This window comes from Ectopseudomonas composti (assembly GCF_900115475.1).
Taxonomy (GTDB): domain Bacteria; phylum Pseudomonadota; class Gammaproteobacteria; order Pseudomonadales; family Pseudomonadaceae; genus Aquipseudomonas; species Aquipseudomonas composti.
In genome coordinates, this window is record NZ_FOWP01000001.1 from 530041 (window position 1) to 556987 (window position 26947).

A 26947-nucleotide genomic window follows, 5' to 3' on the forward strand; every position below is an offset into this window, starting at 1 on the left:
CTCAAAGGTGCAAACCGCCGGCAAGCACGGCGACACTGCGCAGCTCGCGATACCAACGCTCGACCGGGTGCTCCTGGGTAAAACCGTGGCCGCCCAGCAGTTGCACGGCATCGGAGCCGATCTTCATCGCCTTCTCGGCGCAGAGCAGGCGCGCCAGGTAGGCTTCGCGATGAAAGGGCTGCCCGGCCTCGGCACGGGCGCAGGCACGCCACAGCAGCAGACGCATGGCATCCAGTTCGATGGCGATATCGGCAACCATGAAGGCCACGCCCTGGCGATGACTGATCGGCTCACCAAAGGCCTGGCGCTCATTGCAGTAGGTCGTCACGTAGTCCAGCGCAGCCTGGCCCGTGCCCACGGCCAGCGCGCAGAACGCCAATGCGCCGAGGTCGAGAAAGACCTGAAAGTCGAACCCCTCGCCAGCCAGGCGACAGTCGCTCGGCACCTTGACGCCCTTCAGTTGAATGCGCGCCAACCCGCAGGCCTTGAGCCCCATCCCAGGCTCGGCACGGCGACTGACACCCTTGCTCGCCGCGTCGACGATAAACAGCGCAGGGCCATCACCTGCCTGGGCACTGACGATGAGCCGGCTGGCATCCAAGCCAGCAATAACCAACGCCTTCTCGCCGTCGAGCAGATAATGCTTGCCGCGCTTGCGCGCCCGCATCGCAGGTTGACCAGGGTCGGCCAATACACCGGGCTCATTGACGGCCAAGGCGAAGGCTGGCGCGCTTTCCTCACCAATGAACGCTGGCAGCCAGGCAGCCTGCTGCTCCGCGGTGCCCCAGCGGCGAATGCAGTTGGCGGCCGACAACGGCACCAGCAACGCCGCAGCCAGGGAAAAGTCGCCCTGCGCCAGGCTCTCGGCAATCAGCGCATTGCTCAGCACAGTACGCTCACCAGCCAGACCGCCCTGCGCCTCACTGACGCCATAGTGAGCCAGGCCCAACTCATGGGCCTGATTGATCAACGCAGCGGGCACCCGCGCTTGGGCGTCGGCCTCGTGCGCAGCAGGACGCAGCACCTCCAGAGCGAAGCCCTGGAGCATATCCACTAGCATCTGCTGTTCATCGCTCAGGGACAGGTCGAACAGGTTATCCGCCGCCGGACGCGCCTCACGCGGCTTGCTTGCAGCTCGCCCGGCAGCCAAACGAAAGCTGGCGCGGCTGCCGCTGTAGACGAGTTTCTCGAAGGATTTGCGTACCTTGAGGCGATCTGGCCAGTCAGCCTGGGCCAGTTTGCTCAGTACGCTCAGGGCCTGGCCCTGTACATCGACGCTCATGACATCTCGCTCCGCGTGGGGGATGTCGTCGATGATGCGCCGCCGGCTGGCGAGCGCCTATGACCCTCAAGACACACTGCGGCGGCAATCGGGTCAAGCCATGGCTGGAGATGAGCTGGCTGAGCAGGACTGACGCCTCGCTCAGCCGCCCGTCACTTGCTGCGAATCTTCTCGACGATCGCCGTGGTGGAGCTGTTTTCCACCAGGCCGAGCACACGCACCTCACCGCCATAGGCCTGGACGATATCGGCGCCCACTACCTGGTCGATGCCGTAGTCGCCACCCTTGACCAGCACGTCCGGCCGCACCTGCCCCAGCAGGCGCTCGGGGGTGTCTTCGCTGAAGCTCACCACCCAGTCCACCGCGCCCAGACCGGCGAGCACCGCCATACGGCGGTCGACCGCGTTGATGGGACGGCCCGGGCCTTTCAGGCGGCTGACCGAGGCGTCGTCGTTGATCGCCACGATCAGACGATCACCCTGCGCGCGTGCCTGCTCCAGATAGGTCACATGGCCGGCATGAAGGATGTCGAAGCACCCGTTGGTGAAGACGATCTTCTCGCCATGGGCGCGGGCATCTTCGATGGCGATCAGCAATTGATCCAGGCTCAGTACGCCGCGCTCGGAACCTTCTTCGCGCTGCACCGCACGACGTAACTCCGGCGCACTGATGGCTGCAGTGCCCAGCTTGCCGACGACGATGCCAGCGGCCAGGTTGGCCAGGGCCACCGCCAGCGGCAGCTCTTCGCCCGCGGCGATGGAGGCAGCCAGGGTGGAGATCACCGTATCGCCAGCGCCGGTGACGTCGAACACCTCGCGGGCACGGGCCGGCAGATGCAGCGGCGCATGTTCCGGACGCAGCAGGGTCATGCCGTGCTCACCACGCGTCACCAACAGAGCGCCCAGCTCCAGCTCGCGCATCAGCGTGGCCCCCTTGCTGACCAACTCGGCCTCATCGGCACAACCGCCGACGATGAGCTCGAACTCGTGCAAATTGGGCGTGATCAGACTGGCACCACGGTAGATGGAGAAATCCTTGCCCTTGGGATCGGCCAGCACCGCAATGCCCTTGCTGCGTGCAGCCTGAATCAGCGCCTGATGATTCTGTAGCGCGCCCTTACCGTAGTCCGACAACACCAGCACCTTGACCCCATCGAGCAATGCCTCGACTTCACGCGCCATGGCTGCGGTGTCGGTGTTGAACGGTTCCTCGAAGTCCATACGCAACAGTTGCTGGTGACGGCTCATCACCCGCAGCTTGACGATAGTGGGCTGGCCATCGAGACGCTGGAAATGAGCATCTACGCCCGCACCACGCAAGCTGTCGCCGAGGCTTTCAGCGGCTTCATCATTACCGGTCACGCCAACAAGCAAGGCTCGCGCGCCGAGCGCAGCGATATTTAAAGCCACGTTGGCGGCGCCACCGGGGCGATCCTCGATCTGGTCGACACGCACCACCGGCACCGGAGCTTCCGGAGAAATCCGCGAGGTGCCGCCATGCCAGTAGCGATCGAGCATCACGTCGCCGACCACTAGAACGGCGGCCTGGTCATAGCGGGGCATGGTCAGTTTCATTGCAGCTCCATAACGGGAGAAAAACGGGAAAAATCATAGCACGCCAGGAATGCCGCGCTTCTCAACGCAGGCGTACCCAGAACAGCTCATGGCGGCGCACCGCCTTGCGGAAGAATTCGTCCTGGCCGGTGGCGGGCCAACGACGCCCCGCCAGCACCTGCTGGATCAATCGGCGCAGGCGCTTCTTCAATGGCAATGGGCCTTGCAGGTCATGCTGCAGTCCAAGGGCCATGGCCTTGTCAAGTTGACGTTCGGCGTCGAGCGACGGGCTCCACAGGCGATCAGCTGGCAATGCGGTAATAGCCGGCGGCAGGGCGATGCCGTTGCCTGCCGGGCCCATCGGCCAACGGTCGTTGTCATGCAGGTGGTTAGCGTAGAGCAGCAGTGTGTTCGGCTGCCACTGTGTGCGTTCGCAGGCCTCGAGCAGCGCACGGGTGCTAGCGACATGATCGTGATGCGGGTCCAGCTCCGGGTGCGGGGTCAACAATACCTCGGGGCGGTAATGCTCGATCACGGCGACGAGATCGGCGACCAGGTTATCCCAGGTCGGCTGGCCATCGACGTCTGACGGCAAGGTGAACGGATTGTGGCGACGCACGCTGCGCACATCACTCTCCCCCGACTCACGCGAGCCAAACGGTGTTTGTGGCTGCTCGGCCATGGCCGGTAGCTGCAGGCAGTAATAACCAAGCTGTACACAGCGCTCCTGCGGGACACCGCCCCAAAGGGGCGCAGCCAGGCTGTCCCAGGCACGCAGACGGCCCTTGAGCCGCGCGGCAGCAGCCTTGTCCAGGCCCAGGCGCTGGTAGTTCTCGGCTTCGATCTCGCCCTGCGTGAGGGTGACGATGGCCGCGCCGGGCGAACGGCTGTACTGGCCAAAAGCGGCCAGCTCAGCGTCATCGGCATGCGGTGCAATGATGAGCATGCGCTGCGCAGCGAAATCGGGATTGCGCATGGCATGCAGACGCAGCTCGCCATCGATACAGCAGAAGCGCGGCACGACGCGCAAACCACCCACCTGTAGACCGGAGAGATTGAGGTAGCGGCGCCCCGCAACACCCCGCTCGAAGTCCTGGCGATCATTACCAAGCCGCACATGGGGGTCTAGCCAGCACCCAAGCCATGAGGCCTTCAGCCGCAGTTCAAGGATCAGGGTGTCATGACCGTCCAGATCCGCCTCGACCTGCAGCAGACCCTGCTCGAGGCGGGCAAGCACGCTCAGGCAGTCCTCGGGAAACTCGTAGCGGTAATCGTCGCGAGGCGAATAGAACAGGTGATCGGCGAACCACGCCTCGTGTGCCATCCACCCCAGCACCAGCAACGCTGGCGGCAGCCACCAGGCGACGAACACGCCCAACACCAGCAGTACCAACAAGCCCAGCAGCAAGGCGAGGCGCTTGTTGCGACGGTGGCGTTTGAGCAGTTGTTGCTTGCGTCCGTTCATGGCTTCACACCTGATAGACCGGCACCCGGTTGCACCAGCGATCCTTGTATTCACGATCGGCGCGGCCGAACGAGTAGCGCAGTGGCTTACTCAGCGCCCGCGCTTGCTCCCATTCGCTCTGCGTGTTGACGAAACTAAGCACGCTGCCGGGACTGAATTCGCGCTGCTCTGGATCGACCCCGCCGTTGATGTATTCCAGGCTGATCCACCGGGGTGCCTCGACCCGATACAGCACCTGGATCGCCACCGGCTCGTCGTTCAGGTAGATCAGCGAGCCGGTCATGAACTCGCGTAACAGGTCGAATACCTCGGCCAAGTGATCCTTGCCGGTCGCCTCAAAGCCCCAACGGCGCTGAAACAGATCCGCATAGATGCGCGCCTGTTCCTCGGGCGTAAGCTCCAGCATAGGCCGAATCACCCCACCCGCCTCCTCCAGAAGGCGCTGCTCACGGCGCTGGTTGTAGCGAAATTTCTTGCTGTACTGCTCCGGCTCACGAGCTAGCGCCAGGCCCTCAGGCTGCTCGCTGATGTCAATGAGCCCGGTGGCATTGAGCTCGGACAGATAGCGGGCGCGATGGCGTAACGAAACCCGTGCACCAGTCGCCAGCGGCAGAATGATCTCGGCATTGCCCAGATCGAAGAGACCGCGCTTGCCTTGCTGCTTCAGCACATCCTTGGACAACGCCAGGTAGCGTCCCCAGGTCGGGATAGCGGCCTGGATCTGGTCGTCGACCTGCCAACCCAAGTAGCGCACGGGAATGCCCGCCAGATCGGCCAGCCGTGCCACCACCTCAGGATGAGTCGCGACGCTCCCGCCGAAACGGGCCCAGGCCTCGGCATAGTCAGCAGCGGTAATCGGCGTCCAACCACGTTCACGCCAGAATCGTAGACGGTTCAGCATCAGACGCTCTGCTCAGCCACGACCGACTCGTCACCGTCCTCGAACTGCTTGGCATGCAGGCGCGCGTAATAGCCGTTCTGCGCCAGCAACTCGATATGGCTGCCGCGCTCGACGATCTGCCCCTGATCCATCACCAGAATCAGATCGGCCTTCTCGATGGTGGTCAGGCGGTGCGCGATGACCAGCGTGGTACGGCCCTGCATCACCTGATCCAGCGCCGCCTGAATATGCCGCTCGGACTCGGTGTCCAGCGCCGAAGTGGCCTCGTCGAGAATCAGCAACGGCGCATCCTTGAGCAGCGCGCGGGCGATGGCCAGGCGTTGACGCTGACCACCAGACAGCAATACACCGTTCTCACCGACCAGGGTGTCGTAACCCAGCGGCATCTTCTCGATAAACTCGGCGGCATAAGCATCACCGGCGGCCTGTTGCACCGCCTCGAGCGGCGCGCCAGCCAGGTCACCATAGGCGATGTTATTGCGTACAGAGTCGTTGAACAGCGTGACGTGTTGGGTGACCAGTGCGATGTGCCGACGTAGGTTACGCAGGGTGTAGTCTTCGACATCCAGGCCATCGAGCAGGATCTGCCCTTGATCATGGTGATAGAAGCGCGGAATCAGATTGGCCAGGGTTGACTTGCCGCTACCGGAACGGCCGACCAGCGCCACCATTTGCCCAGGCTCGGCGACGAAGGAGATATTCTCCAGCACGGGTTTCTCGGTTCCCGGATAACTGAAGCTGAGATCACGAACCTCGAGCCGGCCGCTGACGCGGTCACGCGTCTGCGTGCCGTGATCCAATTCGGGCTCCTCGTCGAGTTGCTCGAAGATGCTTTCGGCGGCCGCAACCCCCTTCTGAATGTTTGAGCTCACTTCAGACAGCTGGCGAATCGGCTTGGGCAACAAGCCGGCAAGCGTGATGTAGGCCACCAAATCCCCCGCCGAGGAATCGCCACGCAGCCACAGCACGAGGAACATCAACACCGCCATGGCGCTGTAGATCACCAGTTGCAACGACGGCGTATACACCGCACCGGTGCGCACCATCTTCAACTGCTTGTTCTTGTTCTCCTCGCTGGCTTCGAGAAAACGCCGCTTCTCGTAATCCTCGCCACCGAAGCTGCGCACCACGCGATAGCCCTGAATGCTTTCAGACGTCACATGGGTGACGTCACCCATGCTGGTCTGGATCTTCTTGCTCTGCTTGCGGAATTTCCGGCTGGTACTGGTCACCATCAAACCGATGACCGGCAGGATGGCCAGCATCACCAGGGTCAGCTTCCAGTTCATCCACAGCAACGTGGCGAACAGAAACACCACCGTCATGCCTTCGCGTACCACGACCTTGATCGCGTCGGTCGCAGCACCGGTGACCATGGTCACGTTGTAAGTGATGCGCGAAATCAGGTGGCCGGAATTGTGGTTGTCGAAGTAGCGGTTAGGCAGGGTCAGCAGATTGTTAAACAGCGCGATGCGCAGATCCTGCACCAGGCCCATCGAGACCTTGGCCAGATAGTAGTTGCCAAGGAACGAGCCAATGCCCTGCCACAGGGCGATCAGCACGATCAGTAGCGGCACGGCCTGCAGCAGCTTGAGATGGGCCAGCCAAGGCGCATGCTCCAACAACCAAGGCACGCCCGCGAACAGGCTGGCGTCTGGGTTCGACAAGCCATCGACGAAATACTTGAGGATGTAACCCAGCATCGGCTGGGTGGAGGCGAAGATCAGGAAGCCGAGGATACTGATAGTGAACAGGCCCCAATATGGAACCACATAGCGCAGCAATCGCAGGTACACCTTCAGACTGGATTGCTCGTTGGAATTGGCCATTCGGCTCGCCTCATGCACTGGCAGGATTAGCAAACGCGGATTGTATCAGCACAGCCTGTCTAAGCGCCCGAGCCGGAATTTTTTTGCATTTGCACTGCAGAAATAGCGTAGCGCTGGCATCAATATTAAAATGCCATTAGGCTGACGCACTTTACCGTTTCACCGACGAGGCTGATGAACCAGCCTGCATTACAAAGGATGATCACCGTGATTTGTCATGGATTGATGAGAAAACATGCAGCAACCTCGCAGCGCTTTGCCAATGCCACCCTTTACACAATTGATACGGAGACAGGAGTTTCGCTCAGAAGCCTGTGGCCACATATCTGCAAATTGCTCTCGATGGGTCGCAAGACAGGCAAGACCCGCGTTACTCAACCTCTTCGCGTAAATGGAACAAGCCCCTTATTCATAAAGACCTCCACACTCGACAGCATACCTTCCCGCGTGAGGGCGACCTTAGGCCTCAAACGTCGATCCGGTCTTTATGACTGGGCTCTAGAAGAGCTATGTAACCATGCTGAAGCACAGACACGAACGGATCTGATTCCTAAGCTGTTCGGCTATGGCGTAATCCGCCAGCGGGGTGGTTTGGTAAACGAAATATTCCTAAATTACGAGAATCTCGCCGGATGGATGGATGGCTATGAATGGCTACGTAAGAACCCGTCCAATGTTTGCCGCTTCGCCGAAGCAGGCCTGGCACTTATTGCCCAGCTAAATGCGAAAGGCATCTACCATCTCGATCTATGGGCAGGAAACATGATGCTCAGCGATGGCGACCTCGAAAACCTCAAGGCTATAGATCTGGAGAACTGCTTTATCGGTGAAAACAGATATACAAGTGAGACGCTGGGGTTTCAGTTTGCCTTCCTCTATCAGCATCAACTGAACGAGTTCATCACCGAAACGATTTACGATCAGATTGTCGAGTCGCAACTGGCAGGCTGGAAAGCCATTCAGAAAGATCGCTTCGATCTTTTTTACAAGCACTTCAAGCATCATGGAGCCGACCGCAAAGAGCGCCATCTGATTCCCAAGACAGGGCACTTGATACAGCTCAACACAGACGGGCGAGCTGGTTAGAAACACAGCGGATACAAAAATCACCCCAGAAGGCGGCTCGTACATCGCGAAAACGATGCCTGGAATACTCTGGCGATGAAGAAGGTGCCGTCTGCAACGCATCTGACACAAGCTGCTCAGAGACCGAACACCCTCATCCGCGGAACCAATGTGATCGGTTCGGTGGCCTACGAAGCAACTTTTGCGTAATCTGGCAGACTATTTTTTCAGGCCAGCCTCGCATCATGAGCTACACATGACTCAGCAGCCATCAAGCAGGACGGCAACCCGCCCAAATCCAGACAAGCAGATACGACATGACAACGGCTCTTCAGCTGACAACAGAAAGTTTCCAGCAGCTAATTAAAGGCACCCAGACCATAGAGGAAGACAGCTACGGCCCCAAGGTCTACCGCTTTGATAATGGCGACTACTTGAAGCTCTTCAGACGAAAAAGACTACTATCCTCTGCGCTACTGGTGCCTTACTCCGTACGCTTCTGGAGAAATGCAAAACGGCTTCAGCAACTAGGTATACCCACGGTCACACCGTTGCAGCTATTCAAGCTCCCACAAGCAGGGTGGACCGCCGTTCGCTACAAAGCGCTGTCAGGCGTTACACTTCGCTCACTCTACGAACAGACTCAAGGAATAGATGCAGCGCAACTTGAACAGATTGCTGATTTTTTCAGAATACTACACAAAAAAGGCATCTACTTCCGCTCCATGCACCTTGGCAACATCGTGCTGACCCCCTCCAAGCAGTTGGGGCTGATCGACATAGCAGATCTTACGTTCCAATCTCGCCCGCTATCACGAAACAAGATCCTGAGAAATCTGGGGCACTTTGAGCGCTATCTAAAATACAACGATCTCAAGACTGCATTCCCCTACGAAGCACTCTGCAAAAAAGTACTGTCAGGTTAAGCACCTACTGCCGCCGATACCTTGTTCTCGCGACCCACAGAGGCCTTACGCAAGACAGCCAAGTGCAGCGCAATGGGTATCCATATCAGGAACCAATGCTCCTTCGGGCGCGACATGAACGAACCACCCTCAGTCATACCAGCAACGAAACCGTATACCAAAAGCGTTGAACTCACCAACACCAAGCCTGAACCACGCATGCGCCAGGCACTCACAAAGCTATAGAGATAGATAGCCAGCCACATCCCACCTCCGATCACTCCTGTTTGGTATATCACACCCAATGTCAGGTTATGCGGATCAGCCAAAAGCCTACTCAAGCCTTCAATAACAATATCAATACCTGCATCGTAACCATGCCCAAACCAGAAGGCAGGTATGATCTGGCGCCAAGTCTCAGCCCAGATTAATGGCCGATAGGACAGGCCTCGTGCCAGCAATTGCGAGTCAAATATCCATAAACCCAATCCGGCGATTCCGCCCATAGCCAGTGCCAGCCAAACGATCCGCCGATCAGCGACCATAATTAATAACCAAGAAACACTTGCGATCAACGCCATGAAGGGCGTGCGAGAGCCGGTCAAGAATAGCAACAAGACCAAAAGTGCGAACAGGGCCAACTTCCCACCCCACAACCTCGATGAGCTCATAAGCGCTGCCAGCCACAGGGCTGCGAAAAAACCATATACATGTGACGTCAAAAGCGGATTGTAAAGCGCCCCCAGCCCCTCGAGGCGCGGCGCTCGATTCGCATTGCCAAAGTAAATGACAATGCTGATCAATGCGGCTAACCCGGCAATTACTCCTGCGGCGCCTACGAGCTGCACCAAACGACGCATGTTACTCTCACCCAACATCGCCACTGCCAATAGCAGCATACAGATGTAAAGGGGGTGCTTGAGTTTAGAATAATCAGCACTGCCGGGCGACCAAGCCAAGGACACCATTACATAGAGTGCAAACATGACGAAGAGCAAGAACAGTGGCTCTCGCACAACACCACGAAAGTGATAGCCACTAAAAAAAACAACCACAAGCGTTGGCAGCGCCAGGGTCAGATAATAGAGTTTATGATAGAGCGAGCGTTCCCCCACCCAAAACATACCCGTTAAAAACAAGACAAGCGCAACCGGCAACCAAAAATCGATATAACCCTTGTATATTCGCTCACGCCACATAACCTAAACCTAGCCAAGACAACCTAATTTCCTACACCAAGCAACAGCCATTGCTCCTCATCACCTACGAGAATAACAAACGCAAGGCACCTCGAACGACTTTGGCATTGTAACTGCCCCAGGGCAGCTCTCTAAGCAATTCACGCGCCAAAACCTTATCACGGCTTGAGGCCTTGAGAAACATGGAAACCAAGTACTTTGATCGCACCTGCGAATAAGCAGGATGATCCGAAAATATCGAATAGGTCTTCAGCATATTTTCTGTCATGAAACGCAAGCGCTTATACGTGTTATTTTCATGCTTTCTATAGTCAGCCAGAACATCAGGTAATATATCAATAAAATAGCCTGCCCTGAGAACACAAAGACAGATATAGACATCTTCAAGTGGAATATCCGGATTGAACCCCCCAACTGACTCCAATGCCTCTCGCCGAAACATCAACGTAGCCGCCTGCGGTCCCGGTTTTCGATCCAGAAACAGATCATCGAAATCCAAACGCCGAAAAGGCAGATGGCGTTGTTTCTGCTGCTTATCCGGAAGTAAATTACCCTCGGCATCTATCATATCGATATTAGCCGAGCAGACCCCCACCTCTGGCTTGCCTTGCATATATTCAACCTGCACAGCAAGACGCTCTGCTCGCATTATATCGTCAGAGCCGAAAGGTACGATAAGACTTCCACTACTTCTGGCGATTGCAGCATTCAGGGTACGACTCAAGCCGCAGTTTTGTTGAGCCTGAAAGTCAAATCCATATTCTTCTTGGAGGCGCAAAATCCTCCCAACGCTATCGTCACGGGAACCATCATCAACTACTAGCAGCTCGACATTGGAGTACGTCTGCTCCATGACACTACGGATACTAGCTTCAATGTAGGATGCGTGATTATAGGAGGCAATAATCACCGACACGAGCGGCAACACTGACGCTACAGAAACCTCCTGCCCCTCACGCAACTCACTCACCTAAACTCTCCCCACGAATATTCATGAAAATCTTTCAACTCTATCCATTACACCGTACCGCCAGAAACAGCCTTGATTAATTAAAAAAATGGAACACCAAGCCATACCTAGTCAGAGCCCAATCCAAGCCAGCCAGCTAGTACGGTTTTCATGCTGCCTAAGCGCTGGACGCATAGCTTCGGCAATTTGACGACCTATACGATCAAACCCGTATCTTTCTTCGGCAGTCTGGCGGCCGGCCTTGGCAATACGCTCGACTAACTCGGGATCCTGCCTCAAGACAGCCAACTTCTCCCTAAGCTCGGGCACCGTCCGATACAGAACCAGATTGTGCATGTCACGGAAGCCTAGCGCGTCATTCTCCAAATCGCCTTGATCATAGGCCAACAGCACACACCCGCATGCCATGGCCTCGAAGTTTTTGATCATGTACTCGCCCATCCCTACATCAGCACTGACGAAGAAGCGAATACGGTTGAGCGTCTCACAATACTCCAGACCAGATCGTGTCTTGGTCACAAGCAGATTTTCAACTGAGGCCAACTCGTCTAACAACGCCTTACGGCCACTGTAGGCCGAACTTTTGGTGCTACCAACGAAAGCTAACTCGATGTCTCTCTCTCGCTGTAGATAGCTCAACAGAGTCTGGTCGTAACCTTTGGATACAAAGCAAGCATCGAACCCTTCGGCCCGTAAGTTCTGAGCCACCTGAGCCCCAGAACTAATCACCCTAACCCACGGCATACGCCGGTAATGTGCAGTGAACTTTCCCGTGTACTTACAGGAAATGTAATTTTGATAGGCATCGTGTTCCAAAATCACTAGGTTTGGCAGCGTGCGAATGAAACGCCACTGCTTGATCTCTTTTTTAAAGCGAAGAAAGAAGAGAACTCTGTCATATCTTGAGATATCGACATGCTCATGAAAATAGCGCTTCAGGTCATCTTGTTCGGCACTCGTCAACCAGCGGACATCACAGCTTTCACAGGCGTCCGCAACTCCCTCATATAGGCGATCCAGTATCGCTCGTTGCTCAGCCTGCACCAGAAAAAGAACCTTCAAGCTCTCAGCCTCTTTATTTGATTAGGTCCAGCATTCCATCAAGATCGGACAACCCGATTTTGGGAATAACGTCCGCAGGTAATCTACTGTTGGACGAAAGATTGAACACCTGAAAATCTGATCCCAATATCTGCTTGGACATCCATATGAAGTGCGGCAAGATGAGGTCTTCATAATCTTCGTCTAGCCGACTGGGCACACGCTCGCCCTTAGGGTCATAGAAATTCCCAAGCGACGCCCGCAAATCCATCCCGACCATGATCACCCGACTGAAACCCAGGTAATAGGCTAGCTGAATCGCCGCGTACGCAATGGTTCGACACGAGAAGTAACCAACAGGAAAATTCCGGCTGAACCCTACGCGGCTGAGCTTTTGGCTAAAAAAAGACCGCCGAATTACATAATCTCGGTTTTTCCGCTCCCGCCATGCAAAGCGTCGGTCACTGATATGGGCTGCCGCTCTCCAACGGTTAACGCGCTCGGCCACGAAAAGTTGGCTTCGCCATACGGTCTCAGGCTCTTTCTCTGCAAGGCTCTCCAGGGCGCTGGGCCCAATCATGGCAAATCGTGATCGGCGCAACGCCGCCCCAACGAGATCACTTTTCGCAGCAGCTACGCCGCTGTCATCACAGAGGAAGAAAAATGGATCAATTCCTGGTGGGAAACAGGCAATTGACCCATTTACAGCCACCATGGGGATTGACGCATAGCGTTCTATCGGAAAGTCCTTCGCTGAAGGACCGGAGGTTACGATGAATACGGCGCCTGAATACTTACCCTTGAGGCTGCTCAGGTCATCGAGCACTCTACTGCCGAAGCCATCAAGCTCTAACTCCGCCCGCCCACCGGGACTATGAATGTGAAGCCTGCTCATAAAGGGCCCATCGCACGCAACAATGCAGAAATATCCTCAAAACTAGCCACTGATTCACGCCGGCAGTACTCCTGCCATTCGGGGAACTCGCTCCAGCGATAAACAAAAACGAAATCCAGTCCGGCTTGCTTAGCGCAGACATGATCGAAACGGCTGTCACCGATGAACAGGGCCGGCAATTGAATCTTTCCTATGGACAAAGCGTCCTGAAGTATCTGGTTCTTGGGTGCTGGACTACCGTGGATGCCATGATCGAAATAAGCTGTAAGTTCGCGCATCTGAAATATCTGCCGCAGTTCCTGCTGGTCACCACCAGAAGCCACGAGCCAGCCACTCGGAGCAGTAACCTCCCGTAGCTCTGCAAGACCATCGGCGACAGCGCAGGTCAGTAATCCCTCCCGAACCTTGTCCGCATAAGCCTGCAAAAGCTGTTCGGCCTCTTGGACATGAGGCTGGCGTCGTAGAAGATCACTGAACAGGTAGCGAAATTTCTGATACCGCGAAACCCCGCCGTTGCGTACGTGATAGTCGACAAACGCTGACGAAATCTCCATACCGTAACGTTCGGTCACTTCTCCGAAAGCCCTGGTCTTGACAGCATTGGAGTCGAGAAGGACACCATCACAATCGAAGATCAGAGTGGCGTATTGAGACAATGACTGCACCTGCTAAAGCCCTCGAAGGCGAATCGCCAATTCTGCTCGTTCGACATCTTCTGGATTATCGACTGCAATCGACTCTCGCGACATCTCAAGCATTCTCACTTCCCAGCCCAACTCCAGGAATCTCAGGATTTCAATATCCTCTATCGCCTCGAATACCGTCTTACTAGGAGCTGCTGCAAATGCCCGCAATGCAGCTCTGGGGAACGCATATATGCACACCTGACGGTACCCCAGGACAAAATCGCCCTGTTTGTTGCCCGGTATGGGAGCACGCGACATATAGAGGAGACGTCCATCCGGACGGACTGCTACCTTTGGAGTGCTAGCACTGAAAAATTGCTCGACATCATCGATGCTGCAATAACCATTCAGTACTTCCTCGGGAAACCTGGAGACCGCTGTAGACATTATGCGCAGGTCATCAGGGTTGAGAAGCGGCTCGTCCCCCTGGACATTGATGAATACATCCGCATCTAGTTGCTGAGCACATTCAGCAACACGGTCCGTTCCGGTCAAGCACTCCGAAGACGTCATCAACACCTGTATACCCCAGTCTTTGCAGGTATCTCGTATGCGTGCATCGTCGGTAGCGACGTAGACCCGTTCAGCTGGACACGCCTGAACGCAGCGCTGCCAGGTGCGTACAATCATCGGCACGCCGTCCAGGAGGACAAGGGGCTTGCCGGGGAGCCGACTAGAGGCGTAGCGAGCAGGGATGATGACCGCGTAGTTAATCGTCATAGACGGTTCCTGGCGCTCACAGCGCATATACAGAAGAGATGGGGAGCTGCAATCGCGTAGGCGTAATGGCTAGCAACTCCGGGGCAGCCGGCTGTGCTTGAAAGAGCTCCAGGGTCTGATCCAACTCACGATTTCTAGGATCATCACCAGCGTACCCATCGAACCCCGCGAGCAAAATGCGGGAAACGTCACCGCTCGCCAGCATCGCCAATGCATAACTGAGCGCTAGCGTATTGGGAACCGTGCAAGAGTGATCGGCGAACTCGAAAACACCGGGGCGCACGCTTATTCCGAAGTCCAGTAGTTTGAGCGTGCTCAACGCTTCACGAACATCCGACGGAAGCATGGAGGCTGGCGTAACCAGGGGCTGACGCAACTCAGCGTAGTCACGTAAATCAGCCATCAGCCGTAGTGGATGACAGGCAAGACGCAGATTCACCGCAGCGTCATCGAGAACCGAATGGGTATTGAGCACCACGACGATCGGATCGTTTTTCCGAATATAGCGCTCCAGAGCCTGCCGATGACGTGTAATACCGGGGCCAGCCCCAATCAGTAGAGCCTCTCGTCCCTGCAGGGTTTCACGGGGAGCCCAGGAGCCGATCGCTTCTCCATAGTAGAAATGCCGTGCTGCTTCGAGCGTATCGCTACTGAATGTTCTGGCTCCCCCCCTTTTCAGGGCCTCCAAGGTAGTCGCAAGATCCGCCCCGCTGTAGCGTGAGTCACCGAGCATCTCTTGGACATAAGTAGGATGAATACCGTGCTTACCAGCAAGGTAGTAATAGGTATTGGTTCCCCAGCCGAAAACCTGCTGCATAGGCAGAAAGTCCCGGCTTACGAGTTTCAACAGGGGTGCCGTGTTTGCTCCCACTCGTTGCTCGGCAAATTCGAGTGCCAGATACTCGGTTTTTGCATTGCCCGGCCCACGCCCCATCCCCGTAACGGTCGAATCGACCCAGGTCACACCATCGGAAATTGCCTGTAACGTGTTGGCGTGTGCCAAGGCGCGATTGTCGTGCGCATGAATGCCAAGCGCCCCTGACCAGCGCTTACGCAGCAATGCTGTGACGGCACTGACCTGAGCTGGACTCATTCCCCCTGTACTATCGGCGAAGTACAAGACGTCAACTACATCGTTTGGAATCGCTGATACCTGGATGGCCAATTCGTCAACAGAGCACTCGGCGATCTGCATGATATTCAAACCGATGCGATAACCCTGTGACTTCAACCAACGACAGGCATCCAGTACACCAGCGACCTCACGTAGGTGACAAGCAACCCGAACCAGTTCGATCAGTGACTCCGATGCCGGTCCGAAGAGCTGAGTCACCGCAACATTCGCGCCATCGGCATGTTTCAGGAGTTCTGCAGCGTTGACCATGACGCCATAATGCAGCTCTTTTGGGAGCCCTAGATCACAAAGATGATCATCGCGTGAAAACGCATATGGCCCGAAAAAGCCAGACCTTGAAAACCCTCTCAAACCTAGTTCGACATAATCGATTTTGGCGGACGCCATGGCATGCAGATAACGCTGTACCAGGCCCTGCTCAAAGTCCCAATTATTGTAATAGCCACCGTCCCTGAGCGTGCAATCCAGCATAACGACTGGCATATCTTGCCTCCTCGAATCAACTCTGAACTGTCATATCAGTAGAGCCTATCAATGCACTCACGGCAGCAAGCTGCCAAAAACGCTCCTTGGCGGCAGCATCGGAAAACAGATTGCCCAGCCGATTGGTCATTTCCTTTGACCCACCACGAAACGCAGCTTGTATGGCAATACAGCGGACCAACCCTACAATGTCGCCCATTGGAAAAAGTGCGGATGGATCGCTTACAACCTCAGGCGCACCACCGCAATCGCTTGCCAGCACAGGCATACCCGCAGCCATCGCCTCAAGCAACACCATGCCAAACGGCTCATGATCAGAAGTCAAAGCAAATACGTCGAACGCCTTGAAGTAGCGACGACCATTCGGCACCTGGCCGAGAAAACGCACCGACTCACTCACTCCCAGCTCCACTACCAGCGCCTTGAGTGAGGACTCCAGACGGCCAGTACCCATGATCGCCAGCAAGCTGCCGTCCGGCAGCTGCGGCAATGCCTGGGCGAAGCCACGGATCAATGTGGCCTGGTCCTTGTCCGGATGCAGGCGGCCGACGTTGCCAACCACCCAGGCGTCCTGTGGCAAATCCAGATGCTCGCGAGCCTGCTCGCGAGAAACCTGCTCGGCCTGTACGGCCTCGACATCGATACGGTTGTACAGCGTTTCGATACGCTCGGCCGGCCAATCGGGCAGGCAGGCGCGTATATCGTCGCGCACAGCATTAGAAACCCCGAGCAGCGCCAGACGCTTGCGAAAGAAATTAGCGAACAGTTGCCGCGAACGGCGCTTGTAGTCGCCAAAGGCGTGATGCACGCCGATCACCGGCAGATCGCTGCCGAGCAACGCGACGTAGATCGGTTTGAAGCGGTGCGCGATGCACAGGGCGAAGTTACGCGAGGCTGCGATCCGGCGCAAATCGCGGATCGCAGCCAGCTTCAGACCACGCACCTGAGCACTGGAATAGTCGAGGAAGATCACCTCGTCGGAAGCCGAGCCGCGCTCGACTTCCGCTGACGGCGTGCCGGTCAGATAGATGGTGCAGACCTTGTAGGGCGTGTCCTTGAACAGCACCGCATACTGCCGAGCACAGTCCAGAAAGGGGCCATCATAGCCATGGCAGAACTGCAGAACCCAGCGCTGCGCCTGGCCAGGGGCCTGCTCAGACGACGTCATACCAGTCCTTGTCATCCTTGACCACGAGCACATCTTCCATGATCAGGTACTGTAGATCCGAACCATAGAACATGTTCAGCGCGTCGGTCGGAGAGCAGATCATCGGCTCACCTCGGCGGTTGAGCGAGGTGTTCAGCGACACGCCATTTCCGGTGAGCTTCTCCAGCTCCTGCATCAGGTCGTACCAACGCGGATTGAAGCGGCGCTCCAGCACCTGGGCACGCGAGGTGCCGTCCTCGTGCACCACTTCACCCACACGCTCCTTCCATTCGTCGTTTACCTCGAAGGTGAAGGTCATGAAGGGGCTCGGGTGATCGACCTTGAGCATTTTCGCCGCCACAGTGTCGAGCATCGACGGGCAGAAGGGTCTCCAGCGCTCGCGGAACTTGATCTGCTCATTGATACGGTCGGCCACACCCGGAATGCTTGGGCAACCGATGATCGAGCGACCACCTAGGGCACGCGGGCCAAACTCCATGCGCCCCTGGAACCAGGCTACCGGGTTGCCATCAACCATAATCTTGGCAATGCGCTCAGCTGTGTTGTCGATGCGTTTGAACACTGGCTGGTTCGGGTGCTTGGCGCAGGCGGCGATAACGTCTTCGTTGGAGTAGGACGGGCCGAGATAGACGTGCTCCATCTTCTCCACCGGCACGCCGCGCTGGTTCGACACGTAAGCCGCCGCACCAACAGCCGTACCGGCATCGCCGGAAGCCGGCTGCACGAACAGCTCCTTCACATCGTCACGGGCGATGATCTTCTGGTTCAGCTTGACGTTCAGCGCACAGCCGCCGGCGAAGGCGATCTTGCCAGTTTCCTTGAGGATATCGCCGAGGTAGTACTCCATCATCTGCAGCGCCAGCTTCTCGAACAGCGCCTGCATGCTAGCCGCGTAATGGATGTAGGGGTCGTCGGCGATGTCGCCTTCACGCTTCGGCCCGAGCCATTCGATCAGCTTGGGCGAGAAGTAGTAGCCCTTGCCGTTTTCCTTGTAGCGGCGGAAGCCGATGACATTGGCGTACTCGGTGTTGATGATCAGCTCGCCATTCTCGAACTTGGCCAGGCGCGAGAAATCGTACTTGGCGGCGTCACCGTAGGGCGCCATGCCCATGACCTTGAACTCGCCGTCGAGCATCTCGAAGCCCAGGTATTCGGTGATCGCGCCATACAGGCCACCGAGCGAATCCGGATCGAAGAACTCCTTGATCTTGTGGATCTTGCCGTTCTCGCCGTAGCCGAAGAAGGTGGTGGCGTACTCGCCCTTGCCGTCGATACCGAGGATCGCGGTCTTTTCCTTGAAGCCCGAGCAGTGGTAGGCACTGGAGGCGTGGGCCAGGTGGTGTTCGACCGGCTCGATCTTGACCTTCTTCAGGTCGAAGCCGAGTTGCACCAGGCACCACTCGATGCGCTTCTTGTAGCGTTTGTAACGGCGGTTGCCGAACAGGATCGCATCGAGGGCACGATCCGGCGCGTACGCGTAACGCTTGGCGTACTGCCAGCGGGCCTTCTCGAAGATGCTGATGGGAGCGAAGGGAATGGCCACTACGTCGACATCCGACGGCTTGATACCGGCCTGTTCCAGGCAGAACTTGGCCGACTCGTAGGGCATGCGGTTCTTCGCGTGCTTATCGCGCACGAAGCGCTCCTCCTCCACCGCCGCGATCAGTTTGCCGTCAATGTAGAGCGCGGCGGACGGATCGTGACTGAGGGCGCCGGACAGGCCGAGAATGGTCAGTGCCACAGGTGTAAGCCTCTAATTCGGGCAGGTGCCGGGCACCTGCGGTAAACGTTGGTCGAGCAACTGGTGCAGAGCCGAGTCCACCGGCCAGTTGCGCAGAAAACGGGCGCGGTCGCGGGCATAGGCCCGGGCGAAGCTGCGCGCATTGCGATGCTGATGCATGGCATCCAGGTCGATCAGCGACCAGGCACCCTGCACGTCGTCCCAAAACAGGTTGTGCCCCTTGAAATCACCGTGGCTAATGCGTTCGCGCAGCAGGGCAGCGAACAGACGATCCAGCGCCAACAGCTCGGTTTCCGGGGGCGTTGCCTGCTTGTATGCCTCAAAACGGGCGATTATATCCTGCCCACCACAATAGTCGGTAATCAGGTATGCACGGCCACGCAGCCAGCACCAGCGCCGCTCGATCACGGCCAGCGGCGCTGGCGTGACGATACCCAGTAGTTGCAGGCGGTTGCCCTCGCGCCAACTATGCCAGGCACGACTGGGGCGCCAGAAACGCTTGAACCAGTGTCGCAGGTTCTTCACGTTGTAACGCTTGACCACCAGTGGCCGGTTGCCACATTCGACCCGCGCCACCGTGGCCGCGCCACCGGTCTTGTAGATGTGCCCGGCGTCGATACGAGCATCGAGATCAGCCAACAGCGGCTGCAGTACTGGTTCGGCCTCACGACGCACCACGCGCAAGCCGAATGCGCCGATACGCGCCGCGAACAAGCTGCAGTCACGGGCCGTTTTCTTCAGGTAATCACGCAGGCGCCAGCGACGCACCTTGGCTATCTCGGTCTGGAGCATTTCCAGCGGTAGCGCATGCTCGCCGTTGGCCAACAGGTAGTGAATCAGCAGCTCCTCCAGATAGGGATCCAGCTCAGCCGGCAGTTGGGCAAAGAACACCCCGAGGTTTTTCAGTACCCCTGCCCGCGACAACGGCCGCCCCACGGTTTCGCAGCGCACGCCACCACCGTCGATCAGGTACAAACGGCCTTCATGCCGTAACAGGTTGTCCAGGTGCAGATCGGCCTGCCACAGGCCCTGAGCATGCATCTGCCCGATGGCTGCCAGCGCGTCGGCCAACACGCTCTGCTGAGCGTCGCTCAGTAACGGTTCGCGAGCCGCTTCGCGCCAGGCATCCCAGAGGCTCTGCGAGCCTTCCAAAAACTCGAACAGCAACCAACCGCCCTGCCCGTCGATGAAACCTTGAGCCAGCAGCTCGGGTGTGACGAGCCCTTGGGCTGCCAGATACTCGGCGCCGTCACGCTCGCGCTGAAAGTGCCGCTGCGCCTTGTCGCCGACCAGCAACTTGGCCAGCACCGAACGTCCCTGCCAACGCGCGAACGCAACGTAACGCTGCCCTGGCAACACACGCAACAGGCGCTCCAGCACCAGCGGATCATGCGCAACCTGCAGCGTCAGAGGCATCTCAGGCGTACGGCCCGCGTGGCTCAATTCACCTAACTGCATCAACGCGCCTCCTTGTTGCGCTGCCGAGCGCCAAGTTGCCGCCACCAGGCATTGATGTCGCCCCCATCACCCAGGTAAGCCGCCAGCAGTTCGCGCACTTCGGCCTCGTTCCAGATTCTGGCGCGGCGCAGCAGAGGCTCCAGGTCCTTGATCCGGTCACGCTGCCCCAACAGCAATGGACGGGTTTTCTCCAGATCGATCAACTGCGCCTCAAACACGCCTCCCTGTTCACGCAGGAAGATATGCTTGGGATAGAAACAGCCATGCATCTGCCCAGCCTGATGCACACGACACGCGAGACGACCGCAGGCGTGCAGGATCGACGCGCGCTTGGCAGCATCGAATGCAGACCACTGCGTCAACCAGTGCTCCAGATCCTGCCACTCATCCAGCGCACGGGTCAGCAAGACAGCGCGGCGCTCGCCCGACAAACGGCGCTCGGCAAAGAACGCGGCCTGCAGGGCCGGTATGTTCAGCTCGGCATAACGGCGAATATTGCGAAACTCGCGCGCGAAGGTCGGCTCACCGAAGGGATGCAGCAGACTGCGCGTCAGGTGGTTGCTTTGCCGCTTCAGGTAGAAGGCACGCTCGTCGAGCTCCAGGCGATATACGCTGCTCCAGCCACCACGCTCGGTGTTGGGCTCGTCTACGGCCTCCAGTTTCAACGCCCACAATGCATCGAAACTGGCCAGCCCGTGACGCTCGAGCAGGGCGCGGTCCTGCTCCGCGATGAAGTCGCTCATTCCCGGCCCTCGAAGAACTTCAGGATTTGCAGGACGCGTTGCTTATCCGCGCCACTGAGCCGGTTGCACTCGCGATATTGCAGGTAGAAGCGCAGACGCTGCGTTCTCGACAGCACGCGCTTGGCCACTTTATCGAGACAGGCCAGGTCCTTGATGATCCGATAACGCAGTAGCGGCCCCCACCAGAAGCTGCCGGTAGGGCAGTCGATGAAGAACAGTTCGGCCTTTTCATTGACCAGCAGGTTGCGCCACTTCAGATCGTTGTGGGTGAAGTGGTGGTCATGCATAGTCCGCGTGCCCTTGGCCAACTGCAGACTGATGGCCTGAACCCACCCATGATCAGCCAGGCGCGGATCCTGGCGGTTGGCGATTTCAGCAAGATCGAGGGTATTTTCCAGCTCGCGCGTCACCAGCGCTCCACGCACGAACGCCCCGGCCTTGCGCTGAAGGCCATGCGCAACGATCGGCGCTGTCGGGATGCCCCACTTGGCGAACAACTTGAGATTCTGCCACTCGGCCTTGACCCGTGGTCGCCCCAGGTAGCGGCGCAGACCTTTGCCCGCCCCCCAGTAGCGCTTGACATAATAATGCACGCCATCACGTTCGATACGGATGACTTCCGACAACGGATCTTTGGTCAAGCGCTCGCCCTCAAGGGCAAATACGGCGTCAAGCGAACCAAAAACCTCGCGCAGAGACGCGTCGCGCAAATCGTATTTCCAGGCTGACATTCCTATTGCACCTTCACGTCGGCAAGCGCTCGCACGATCCGCCGCAACGGAATGAAGGGTCGCCACACCGTCCGGCCCATCCACTTGAAGCTCAATACAGGGTTGATGACGCAGTTAAGTTCATTGAACCCTGGACGCCAGGTGAAATCAGAGCGACGCCGTGTAATGGTGAACGTGCGCAACCCGAGAAGCGAACCAAGATGCCCGCCTCCCGAATCGTTACTGATCACGACGGAGCAGGTGCGCAGAAAACTGACCAGCCCCTTGAGATCATTGAAAGCATGCACAGGGTAAGCGGGATATTGAGCCTGCAGTATCTGCTGTTCTGCAGGAATGCCGACGAACTCTACCTGCCAGCCCAGCGACGCAAGCCGGCGCGCCAGCCGAAGGAAGCCTGCAGGAGAGAAATTCTTGCTTGCATGTGGCGTCGTGGGAAAGATAGCGACACGCTGGCCGGCATCGCTGGCCACATCCGGCAAAGACTGAAATCCAGTAATAGGCCGGGCGAGGTCAAGCCCCAAGACCTCTTCAGCGTAAAGGTCGATCCACTGCACCATGGTCCTGCCGGCCTTTGGATCACGACAGATGACGTTGTGCGCACCCGGCAACTCAATACCGCCGACCGTAACAGGACGCTCACCAAGACGCAGATTGGCGGGCAGCTTCTTGCCTGAGAGGTAGGCAATATTGGACACCTCGCTCAGATCGTTACCAGCACGAGCCGCCTTGATCAGCCAGTCGATGTAGCAGATGACCAGCTCATGGCTTTCGGCTAGCTCCGGCAGATCTGGCTGCCTATCCGCGACGATATTCAAATCTGGCAGGTATTCACGCAATGCAGCCAGAGAGGGGGATACCAGCGTAACTCTCGCGCCCGCAGCCAGGAGACGCCTGGCCAAACGGAGAAAGAGTGTTGTATCCCCCAGAGCCGGGCAGGAGACGACTGCCACCCTAATCCCAGGCTTGATAACTGTCTTTTCCACAGACATCTATAGTCGATCTCCATAACGCCGCTTACGCTCATACAGTTTCGCCGCCTTGCACTCCAGCCATGCGAGCAGGTTCGCTTCATCACGCAAAACCTGGTGCAACGGACACTGGAAGTAGGTACGCAAAAAACGCAGCTTGTCACGGCGGGTCAGGCCGATATCCAGCGCCGAGAAGTACAGGGCGGCCAGGTCCTTGTCACGCCAACGGCGGGGGACTGCGTCTCGCACCTGGGCACGGTGCAGGTCGATCACCGACAGGCGCAGGTCAGTGGCCTGGATCGGCCGCTCGGTATGCAGCAGGAAGTGGCAAATGTAGCAGTCACGGTGGTTAACCCCGGCGCGGTGCATATCGCCGGTCATCTGCGCCACCTGGCGGATCAGCGCCCACTTGAGCGCAGGTTTGGGCGGTTGCTGCGCCCAGTTCAGGCTGAGCTGCTCCAGGTCGACGGTCGGTGCCAGTTCCTCGGTGACGATGAAGGAATGCTGGCTCGCGGGATTCGCGCCGCGCTCACCGTAGGCCACGGCGGTCATGGTCGGCACACCGGCGTCGCTCAGACGCTGGATCGCTTGCCACTCCTGCGCTGCGCCGAGCACCGGGGCCTTGGCGGTGAGCAGGTTCTTGACGATCTCGCCCCAACCGATGCCGCGGTGAATCTTGACGAAATAGCCGCGCCCGTCGACTTCGGTGCGCAGGGTGCGGCGCCCTTCCAGCTCACGGTAGACCTGGCCCTGCAGCGCCTCGACAGCGTCGAAAGCATCGCGCCCCGCCCACAGGCTCTTGAAAGGTTCGGCGAGGATCAGTTTCACGTGCGCCTCTCTGCAAGGATCACGTCAGCAGCCTTCTTTGGCATCGAATACAGGTCGGCGCTGTCGGCATAGGCCAGCGCGTTGCGCCCCCAGAATGCACGCTGCTGCGGATCGGCGAGCATGTCGGCCAGGGTACGGTTGAGCCGCTCCTGCTCGAAAGGGCTGGACAGCACACGACCGCAGTCAGCATCGGCGATGTAGTGGGCGTAGCCGCAGACATCGGTGACCAGCACCGGCAGGCCGGAAACCAGCGCCTCCAGAAGCACCGTGCCAGTGTTCTCGTTGTAGGCCGGATGGATCAGCAGATCGGCGCCGAGCAGAAAACGCGGGATATCGCTGCGCCCCTTGAGAATCTGCACCTGATCGGACAGCCCGAGCGCCTTGATCTGCAGCAGGAAGGGCTTGGGGTCGTCCTGGCCGATAGCGATCAGCCGGGTGCGCTTGCGCAGTTCGCGCGGCAGCGAGGCCAGCGCCTTGAGGCTGCGGTCCAGGCCCTTGGTCTTGAAACCGGAGCCGATCTGCACCAGCAGCAGGTCGTCGTCGGCCAGCTTGAATTCACGGCGGAACTCGGCGCGGATTTCAGCGGCATTGACCGGGGCACGACGATCCTGAGCGATGCCGGGCGGCAGCAGATGAAAGCGCTGCAACGGGGTCTTGTAGTGTTTGACGAACAGTGGCTGCTGCACTTCGGAGATCATCAGGATCTCGGTCTTCGACTCCGGCGCGAACACCGCGCGCTCGTACTCGGCGAAGTGCTTGTAGCGCCCCCAACGACGATAGATCGGGTTGCGCAGGGTCTGCGCCTTGTCCTCGAAACAGCCGTCAGCGGCGTAGTACACGTCAAGGCCAGGCATCTTGTTGAAGCCTATCACCCGATCGACCGGGTCGCGCTTCAGGTCAGCCTGCAGCCAGGCGCTGAATTTCTCGTTGCGGCGATGATTGAACAACGCACGCACCGGCGCTACGCGCACATCGAAGCCGCCGGGGTTATCCCCTTCCCAGATCGGTGTATAGACGCGAATGGCGTGGCCACGCGCCTGGCATTCCAGGGCGATGCGCATGAAGTCGCGCTGCAACCCACCGAAGGGGAAGTATTTGTAGAGAACGAAGGCCAGTTGCATAGCCGCTCCTTAAAAGGTGCCGGGAGGCGCAAGCAGCAGCGCCTCCAGTTCCAGGCCGACGCGCTCGGCGCCGAGACCATCGAAGCAGGGTTTGTCACGGTCACCGCTGCCGGCGCCCGGGCCACTGGCACACAGGTGAATCTGGCTACGACCGTAGGCGCCCACCTTGCCGGGCAACGTCGGGCCATACAGCGAAATATTGGGTACATCCAGCGCAGCGGCCAGGTGGCCTAGGCCGGTGTCGACAGAGACGCAGGCGCTGGCACCGGCAATCACCTTGGCCACGCCGGCCAGGTTCAGCTTCGGCAGCACGGCGGCATGCGTCAGGCCGGCAGCGATGCGCTCGGCACGTGCCTTTTCCGTATCGTTACCCCAGGGCAGGCGCACGGCCCAACCCAGTTCGTCCATGCGCTCGGCCAGTGCACGCCAATCCGCTTCCGGCCAGTGCTTGCTGGCCCAGGTGGTGCCATGCAGGAACAGCAGGTACGGCTGCGCGGCGGCATCCATCATCGCTGCACGGTTCAGACCGTAGTCACCAGTGCCGGGCGGCAGCGTGTAACCGAGCGCCTTGGCGAACAACTGGCGCACACGCTCCAGCGCGTGTTGATCCTTGGCCACCGCGTAGCGGCGGTCGTAGAAACGACTGGCCAGCGGCTCACGTGCCGAATCACGATCGAGCCCCGCCACCGGCGCCGACACATAGCGCGTCAGCCAGGCACTCTTGAGCAGGCCCTGGGCATCGATCACCAGGTCGTAGCGGGTTTCCCGCAGGCGCTGTTTGAACCGCGCCCACTCACCGCTACGCCAGGTGCGCAGCGGGTGCTTGCGCCAACGGCGGATGGCCACCGGAAGCACCTGCGACACCGCCGGATGCCAGGCTGGAATCTCGGCAAAGCCTTCTTCCACCACCCAGTCGAAGCGGATGCCGGGAATGGCGCGAGCCGCGTCAGTCAATGCCGGCAGGGTATGCACCACATCGCCCAGCGACGAGGTCTTGATGATCAATACCCGCAAATCAGTCGCCCTCGACCAGGGTCAAGGTTTCACCGACCAGCCGATCCAGCGCCTCGATCACCGGCCTCGGTTTGAGCTCGCGCAGGCAGTTGTAGTGGCCAAAACGACAGGTGCGATCAAAGCAGGGACTGCACTCCAGCCCCAGACGAACAATCTCGACGCGATCGGCCAGCGGTGGCGTGAACCCTGGCGAGGTGGAGCCGTAGACCGCCACCAGCGGACGATTCAGCGCCGCCGCCACGTGCATCAGCCCGGAGTCGTTGGACACCACGGCGGTGGCCGCCGACATCAGGTCGATGGCCTCGGCCAGGCTGGTCTGCCCGGACAGGTTGCTGACCTCCTCACGCAGCCCCGGAATCAGGCGCATACGAATGTCTTCGCCACCGGCATGGTCGTTCTTCGAACCGAACAGCCAGACCTGCCAGCCCTCGCGAATCTTGACCTCGGCCACCTTGGCATAGTGTTCTGCCGGCCAGCGCTTGGCCTCACCGAACTCCGCACCCGGGCATAGCGCCAGCACCGGACGATCCAGCTGCAGACCGAACTTGGCCAAGGCGGCTTCACGGCTGGACTCATCGATCTGCAAACGCGGCTGCGGATAGGGCTGCGGCAAGGCAGCGCCCGGCTCATAGGCCAACGCCATGAAGCGCTCGATCATCAGCGGATAGCGGTCTTTATCCAGTGTGCGGATATCGTTGAGCAGGCCATAGCGCATCTCGCCCTTCCAACCCGTGCGCGTGGGAATACCGGCGAACCAGGGCACTAGCGCGGACTTCAGCGAGTTGGGCAGCAGGATCGCCTGGTCGTACTGACCAGCCAGCGACTTGCCGATGCGTCGGCGCGTGGTCAGATCGAGCACGCCATGACCGAGCGGCAGGCTCAGCGCGGCGCGCACTTCGGGCATGCGTTCGAGGATCGGCCGGCTCCAGTCTGGCGCCAGCACGTCGATCTCGCACGCCGGGTGGCGCTGTTTCAGACACTGGAACAGCGTCTGCGCCATCACCATGTCGCCTACCCAGCTCGGCCCAACGATAAGTATCTTCATA

24 protein-coding genes are annotated in these 26947 nt (G+C 58.6%); 2 read left to right on the forward strand and 22 right to left on the reverse strand.

Annotation, left to right across the window (positions count from 1 at the left end; translation table 11 throughout):
- Position 1: 1 nt before the first annotated feature.
- The 5 genes from BM059_RS02330 to msbA form a co-directional block, all read right to left on the reverse strand.
- Positions 2–1282, reverse strand: a complete 1281-nt coding sequence (locus BM059_RS02330) for an acyl-CoA dehydrogenase family protein (protein ID WP_037003444.1) — start codon at positions 1280–1282, stop codon at positions 2–4.
- Between the two features lie 152 nt (positions 1283–1434).
- The gene (gene hldE, locus BM059_RS02335) at positions 1435–2856 is read right to left on the reverse strand and encodes a bifunctional D-glycero-beta-D-manno-heptose-7-phosphate kinase/D-glycero-beta-D-manno-heptose 1-phosphate adenylyltransferase HldE (RefSeq protein WP_074936451.1); all 1422 of its coding nucleotides are present in this window, start codon (positions 2854–2856) and stop codon (positions 1435–1437) included.
- Between the two features lie 61 nt (positions 2857–2917).
- Positions 2918–4300 carry a PIG-L deacetylase family protein gene (locus BM059_RS02340; RefSeq protein WP_074936453.1) on the reverse strand — a complete coding sequence of 461 codons (1383 nt, stop codon included), beginning with the start codon at positions 4298–4300 and terminating at the stop codon, positions 2918–2920.
- 4 nt (positions 4301–4304) lie between these two features.
- On the reverse strand, positions 4305–5201 hold the full coding sequence (locus tag BM059_RS02345) for a GNAT family N-acetyltransferase (RefSeq protein WP_074936454.1): 897 nt from the start codon (positions 5199–5201) through the stop codon (positions 4305–4307).
- A complete protein-coding gene (gene msbA, locus BM059_RS02350) occupies positions 5201–7030 on the reverse strand; it encodes a lipid A export permease/ATP-binding protein MsbA (RefSeq protein WP_074936456.1) in 1830 nt (609 codons plus the stop codon). Before msbA ends, BM059_RS02345 begins: the two co-directional genes overlap by 1 nt.
- Before the next feature lie 174 nt (positions 7031–7204).
- Here msbA and BM059_RS25130 point away from each other — a divergent pair, with 174 nt between their 5' ends.
- Both BM059_RS25130 and BM059_RS02360 read left to right on the forward strand, forming a co-directional pair.
- Positions 7205–8116: a BUD32 family EKC/KEOPS complex subunit gene (locus tag BM059_RS25130; protein ID WP_139220695.1), complete on the forward strand. Its 912-nt coding sequence runs from the start codon at positions 7205–7207 to the stop codon at positions 8114–8116.
- A 296-nt stretch (positions 8117–8412) separates the two neighbouring features.
- Positions 8413–9021, forward strand: a complete 609-nt coding sequence (locus tag BM059_RS02360; protein WP_074936460.1) for a BUD32 family EKC/KEOPS complex subunit — start codon at positions 8413–8415, stop codon at positions 9019–9021.
- Here the strand turns inward: BM059_RS02360 and BM059_RS02365 are convergent.
- From BM059_RS02365 to waaF, 17 genes are all read right to left on the reverse strand, one after another.
- Positions 9018–10199: an O-antigen ligase family protein gene (locus BM059_RS02365; RefSeq protein ID WP_074936462.1), complete on the reverse strand. Its 1182-nt coding sequence runs from the start codon at positions 10197–10199 to the stop codon at positions 9018–9020. The genes BM059_RS02360 and BM059_RS02365 overlap by 4 nt on opposite strands.
- A 64-nt stretch (positions 10200–10263) precedes the next feature.
- On the reverse strand, positions 10264–11160 hold the full coding sequence (locus tag BM059_RS02370) for a glycosyltransferase family 2 protein (protein WP_074936799.1): 897 nt from the start codon (positions 11158–11160) through the stop codon (positions 10264–10266).
- A gap of 120 nt (positions 11161–11280) precedes the next feature.
- Positions 11281–12231, reverse strand: coding sequence for a glycosyltransferase (locus BM059_RS02375; RefSeq protein ID WP_074936465.1), 951 nt, complete (start codon positions 12229–12231; stop codon positions 11281–11283).
- A 13-nt stretch (positions 12232–12244) separates the two neighbouring features.
- Complete coding sequence (locus BM059_RS02380; RefSeq protein ID WP_244154365.1) at positions 12245–13105, reverse strand: lipopolysaccharide core biosynthesis protein; 861 nt, start codon at positions 13103–13105, stop codon at positions 12245–12247.
- Positions 13102–13770 (reverse strand): HAD family hydrolase, encoded by a 669-nt coding sequence (locus BM059_RS02385; RefSeq protein ID WP_074936467.1) that lies wholly within the window; start codon positions 13768–13770, stop codon positions 13102–13104. Before BM059_RS02385 ends, BM059_RS02380 begins: the two co-directional genes overlap by 4 nt.
- A 3-nt stretch (positions 13771–13773) precedes the next feature.
- A complete protein-coding gene (locus BM059_RS02390) occupies positions 13774–14511 on the reverse strand; it encodes a 3-deoxy-manno-octulosonate cytidylyltransferase (RefSeq protein WP_208606084.1) in 738 nt (245 codons plus the stop codon).
- 16 nt (positions 14512–14527) lie between these two features.
- Positions 14528–16129, reverse strand: a complete 1602-nt coding sequence (locus BM059_RS02395; protein WP_074936469.1) for an aldolase catalytic domain-containing protein — start codon at positions 16127–16129, stop codon at positions 14528–14530.
- Positions 16130–16145: 16 nt separating this feature from the next.
- Positions 16146–17297 (reverse strand): glycosyltransferase, encoded by a 1152-nt coding sequence (locus BM059_RS02400; protein WP_074936471.1) that lies wholly within the window; start codon positions 17295–17297, stop codon positions 16146–16148.
- Positions 17284–19038 (reverse strand): carbamoyltransferase family protein, encoded by a 1755-nt coding sequence (locus BM059_RS02405; protein ID WP_074936473.1) that lies wholly within the window; start codon positions 19036–19038, stop codon positions 17284–17286. The genes BM059_RS02400 and BM059_RS02405 overlap by 14 nt, the downstream gene beginning before the upstream one ends.
- A gap of 12 nt (positions 19039–19050) precedes the next feature.
- Positions 19051–20496 (reverse strand): lipopolysaccharide kinase InaA family protein, encoded by a 1446-nt coding sequence (locus BM059_RS02410; protein WP_074936475.1) that lies wholly within the window; start codon positions 20494–20496, stop codon positions 19051–19053.
- A complete protein-coding gene (locus BM059_RS02415; RefSeq protein ID WP_074936477.1) occupies positions 20496–21239 on the reverse strand; it encodes a lipopolysaccharide kinase InaA family protein in 744 nt (247 codons plus the stop codon). Before BM059_RS02415 ends, BM059_RS02410 begins: the two co-directional genes overlap by 1 nt.
- Positions 21236–21970, reverse strand: coding sequence for a lipopolysaccharide kinase InaA family protein (locus BM059_RS02420; protein WP_074936479.1), 735 nt, complete (start codon positions 21968–21970; stop codon positions 21236–21238). Before BM059_RS02420 ends, BM059_RS02415 begins: the two co-directional genes overlap by 4 nt.
- A 2-nt stretch (positions 21971–21972) precedes the next feature.
- The gene (locus BM059_RS02425; protein ID WP_083413217.1) at positions 21973–22959 is read right to left on the reverse strand and encodes a glycosyltransferase family 9 protein; all 987 of its coding nucleotides are present in this window, start codon (positions 22957–22959) and stop codon (positions 21973–21975) included.
- On the reverse strand, positions 22960–23766 hold the full coding sequence (gene rfaP, locus BM059_RS02430) for a lipopolysaccharide core heptose(I) kinase RfaP (protein ID WP_074936481.1): 807 nt from the start codon (positions 23764–23766) through the stop codon (positions 22960–22962).
- On the reverse strand, positions 23763–24887 hold the full coding sequence (locus BM059_RS02435; protein WP_037003468.1) for a glycosyltransferase family 4 protein: 1125 nt from the start codon (positions 24885–24887) through the stop codon (positions 23763–23765). Before BM059_RS02435 ends, rfaP begins: the two co-directional genes overlap by 4 nt.
- A gap of 9 nt (positions 24888–24896) precedes the next feature.
- Positions 24897–25901 carry a lipopolysaccharide heptosyltransferase I gene (gene waaC / locus BM059_RS02440; RefSeq protein ID WP_074936482.1) on the reverse strand — a complete coding sequence of 335 codons (1005 nt, stop codon included), beginning with the start codon at positions 25899–25901 and terminating at the stop codon, positions 24897–24899.
- A gap of 1 nt (position 25902) precedes the next feature.
- On the reverse strand, positions 25903–26946 hold the full coding sequence (gene waaF / locus BM059_RS02445; RefSeq protein WP_074936484.1) for a lipopolysaccharide heptosyltransferase II: 1044 nt from the start codon (positions 26944–26946) through the stop codon (positions 25903–25905).
- Position 26947: the final 1 nt, after the last annotated feature.

What these genes read in the sequence shown, in the direction of transcription:
- BM059_RS02380 (WP_244154365.1), bottom strand. Translation starts at nt 13,105, where the DNA reads ATGAGCAGGCTTCACATTCATAGTCCCGGTGGGCGGGCGGAGTTAGAG.
- msbA (WP_074936456.1), bottom strand. Translation starts at nt 7,030, where the DNA reads ATGGCCAATTCCAACGAGCAATCCAGTCTGAAGGTGTACCTGCGATTG.
- BM059_RS25130 (WP_139220695.1), top strand. Translation starts at nt 7,205, where the DNA reads ATGAACCAGCCTGCATTACAAAGGATGATCACCGTGATTTGTCATGGA.
- BM059_RS02340 (WP_074936453.1), bottom strand. Translation starts at nt 4,300, where the DNA reads ATGAACGGACGCAAGCAACAACTGCTCAAACGCCACCGTCGCAACAAG.
- BM059_RS02420 (WP_074936479.1), bottom strand. Translation starts at nt 21,970, where the DNA reads ATGTCAGCCTGGAAATACGATTTGCGCGACGCGTCTCTGCGCGAGGTT.
- BM059_RS02400 (WP_074936471.1), bottom strand. Translation starts at nt 17,297, where the DNA reads ATGACGTCGTCTGAGCAGGCCCCTGGCCAGGCGCAGCGCTGGGTTCTG.
- BM059_RS02425 (WP_083413217.1), bottom strand. Translation starts at nt 22,959, where the DNA reads ATGTCTGTGGAAAAGACAGTTATCAAGCCTGGGATTAGGGTGGCAGTC.
- BM059_RS02345 (WP_074936454.1), bottom strand. Translation starts at nt 5,201, where the DNA reads ATGCTGAACCGTCTACGATTCTGGCGTGAACGTGGTTGGACGCCGATT.
- BM059_RS02360 (WP_074936460.1), top strand. Translation starts at nt 8,413, where the DNA reads ATGACAACGGCTCTTCAGCTGACAACAGAAAGTTTCCAGCAGCTAATT.
- hldE (WP_074936451.1), bottom strand. Translation starts at nt 2,856, where the DNA reads ATGAAACTGACCATGCCCCGCTATGACCAGGCCGCCGTTCTAGTGGTC.
- BM059_RS02415 (WP_074936477.1), bottom strand. Translation starts at nt 21,239, where the DNA reads ATGAGCGACTTCATCGCGGAGCAGGACCGCGCCCTGCTCGAGCGTCAC.
- BM059_RS02365 (WP_074936462.1), bottom strand. Translation starts at nt 10,199, where the DNA reads ATGTGGCGTGAGCGAATATACAAGGGTTATATCGATTTTTGGTTGCCG.
- BM059_RS02435 (WP_037003468.1), bottom strand. Translation starts at nt 24,887, where the DNA reads ATGCAACTGGCCTTCGTTCTCTACAAATACTTCCCCTTCGGTGGGTTG.
- BM059_RS02330 (WP_037003444.1), bottom strand. Translation starts at nt 1,282, where the DNA reads ATGAGCGTCGATGTACAGGGCCAGGCCCTGAGCGTACTGAGCAAACTG.
- waaF (WP_074936484.1), bottom strand. Translation starts at nt 26,946, where the DNA reads ATGAAGATACTTATCGTTGGGCCGAGCTGGGTAGGCGACATGGTGATG.
- BM059_RS02410 (WP_074936475.1), bottom strand. Translation starts at nt 20,496, where the DNA reads ATGCAGTTAGGTGAATTGAGCCACGCGGGCCGTACGCCTGAGATGCCT.
- BM059_RS02390 (WP_208606084.1), bottom strand. Translation starts at nt 14,511, where the DNA reads ATGACGATTAACTACGCGGTCATCATCCCTGCTCGCTACGCCTCTAGT.
- BM059_RS02395 (WP_074936469.1), bottom strand. Translation starts at nt 16,129, where the DNA reads ATGCCAGTCGTTATGCTGGATTGCACGCTCAGGGACGGTGGCTATTAC.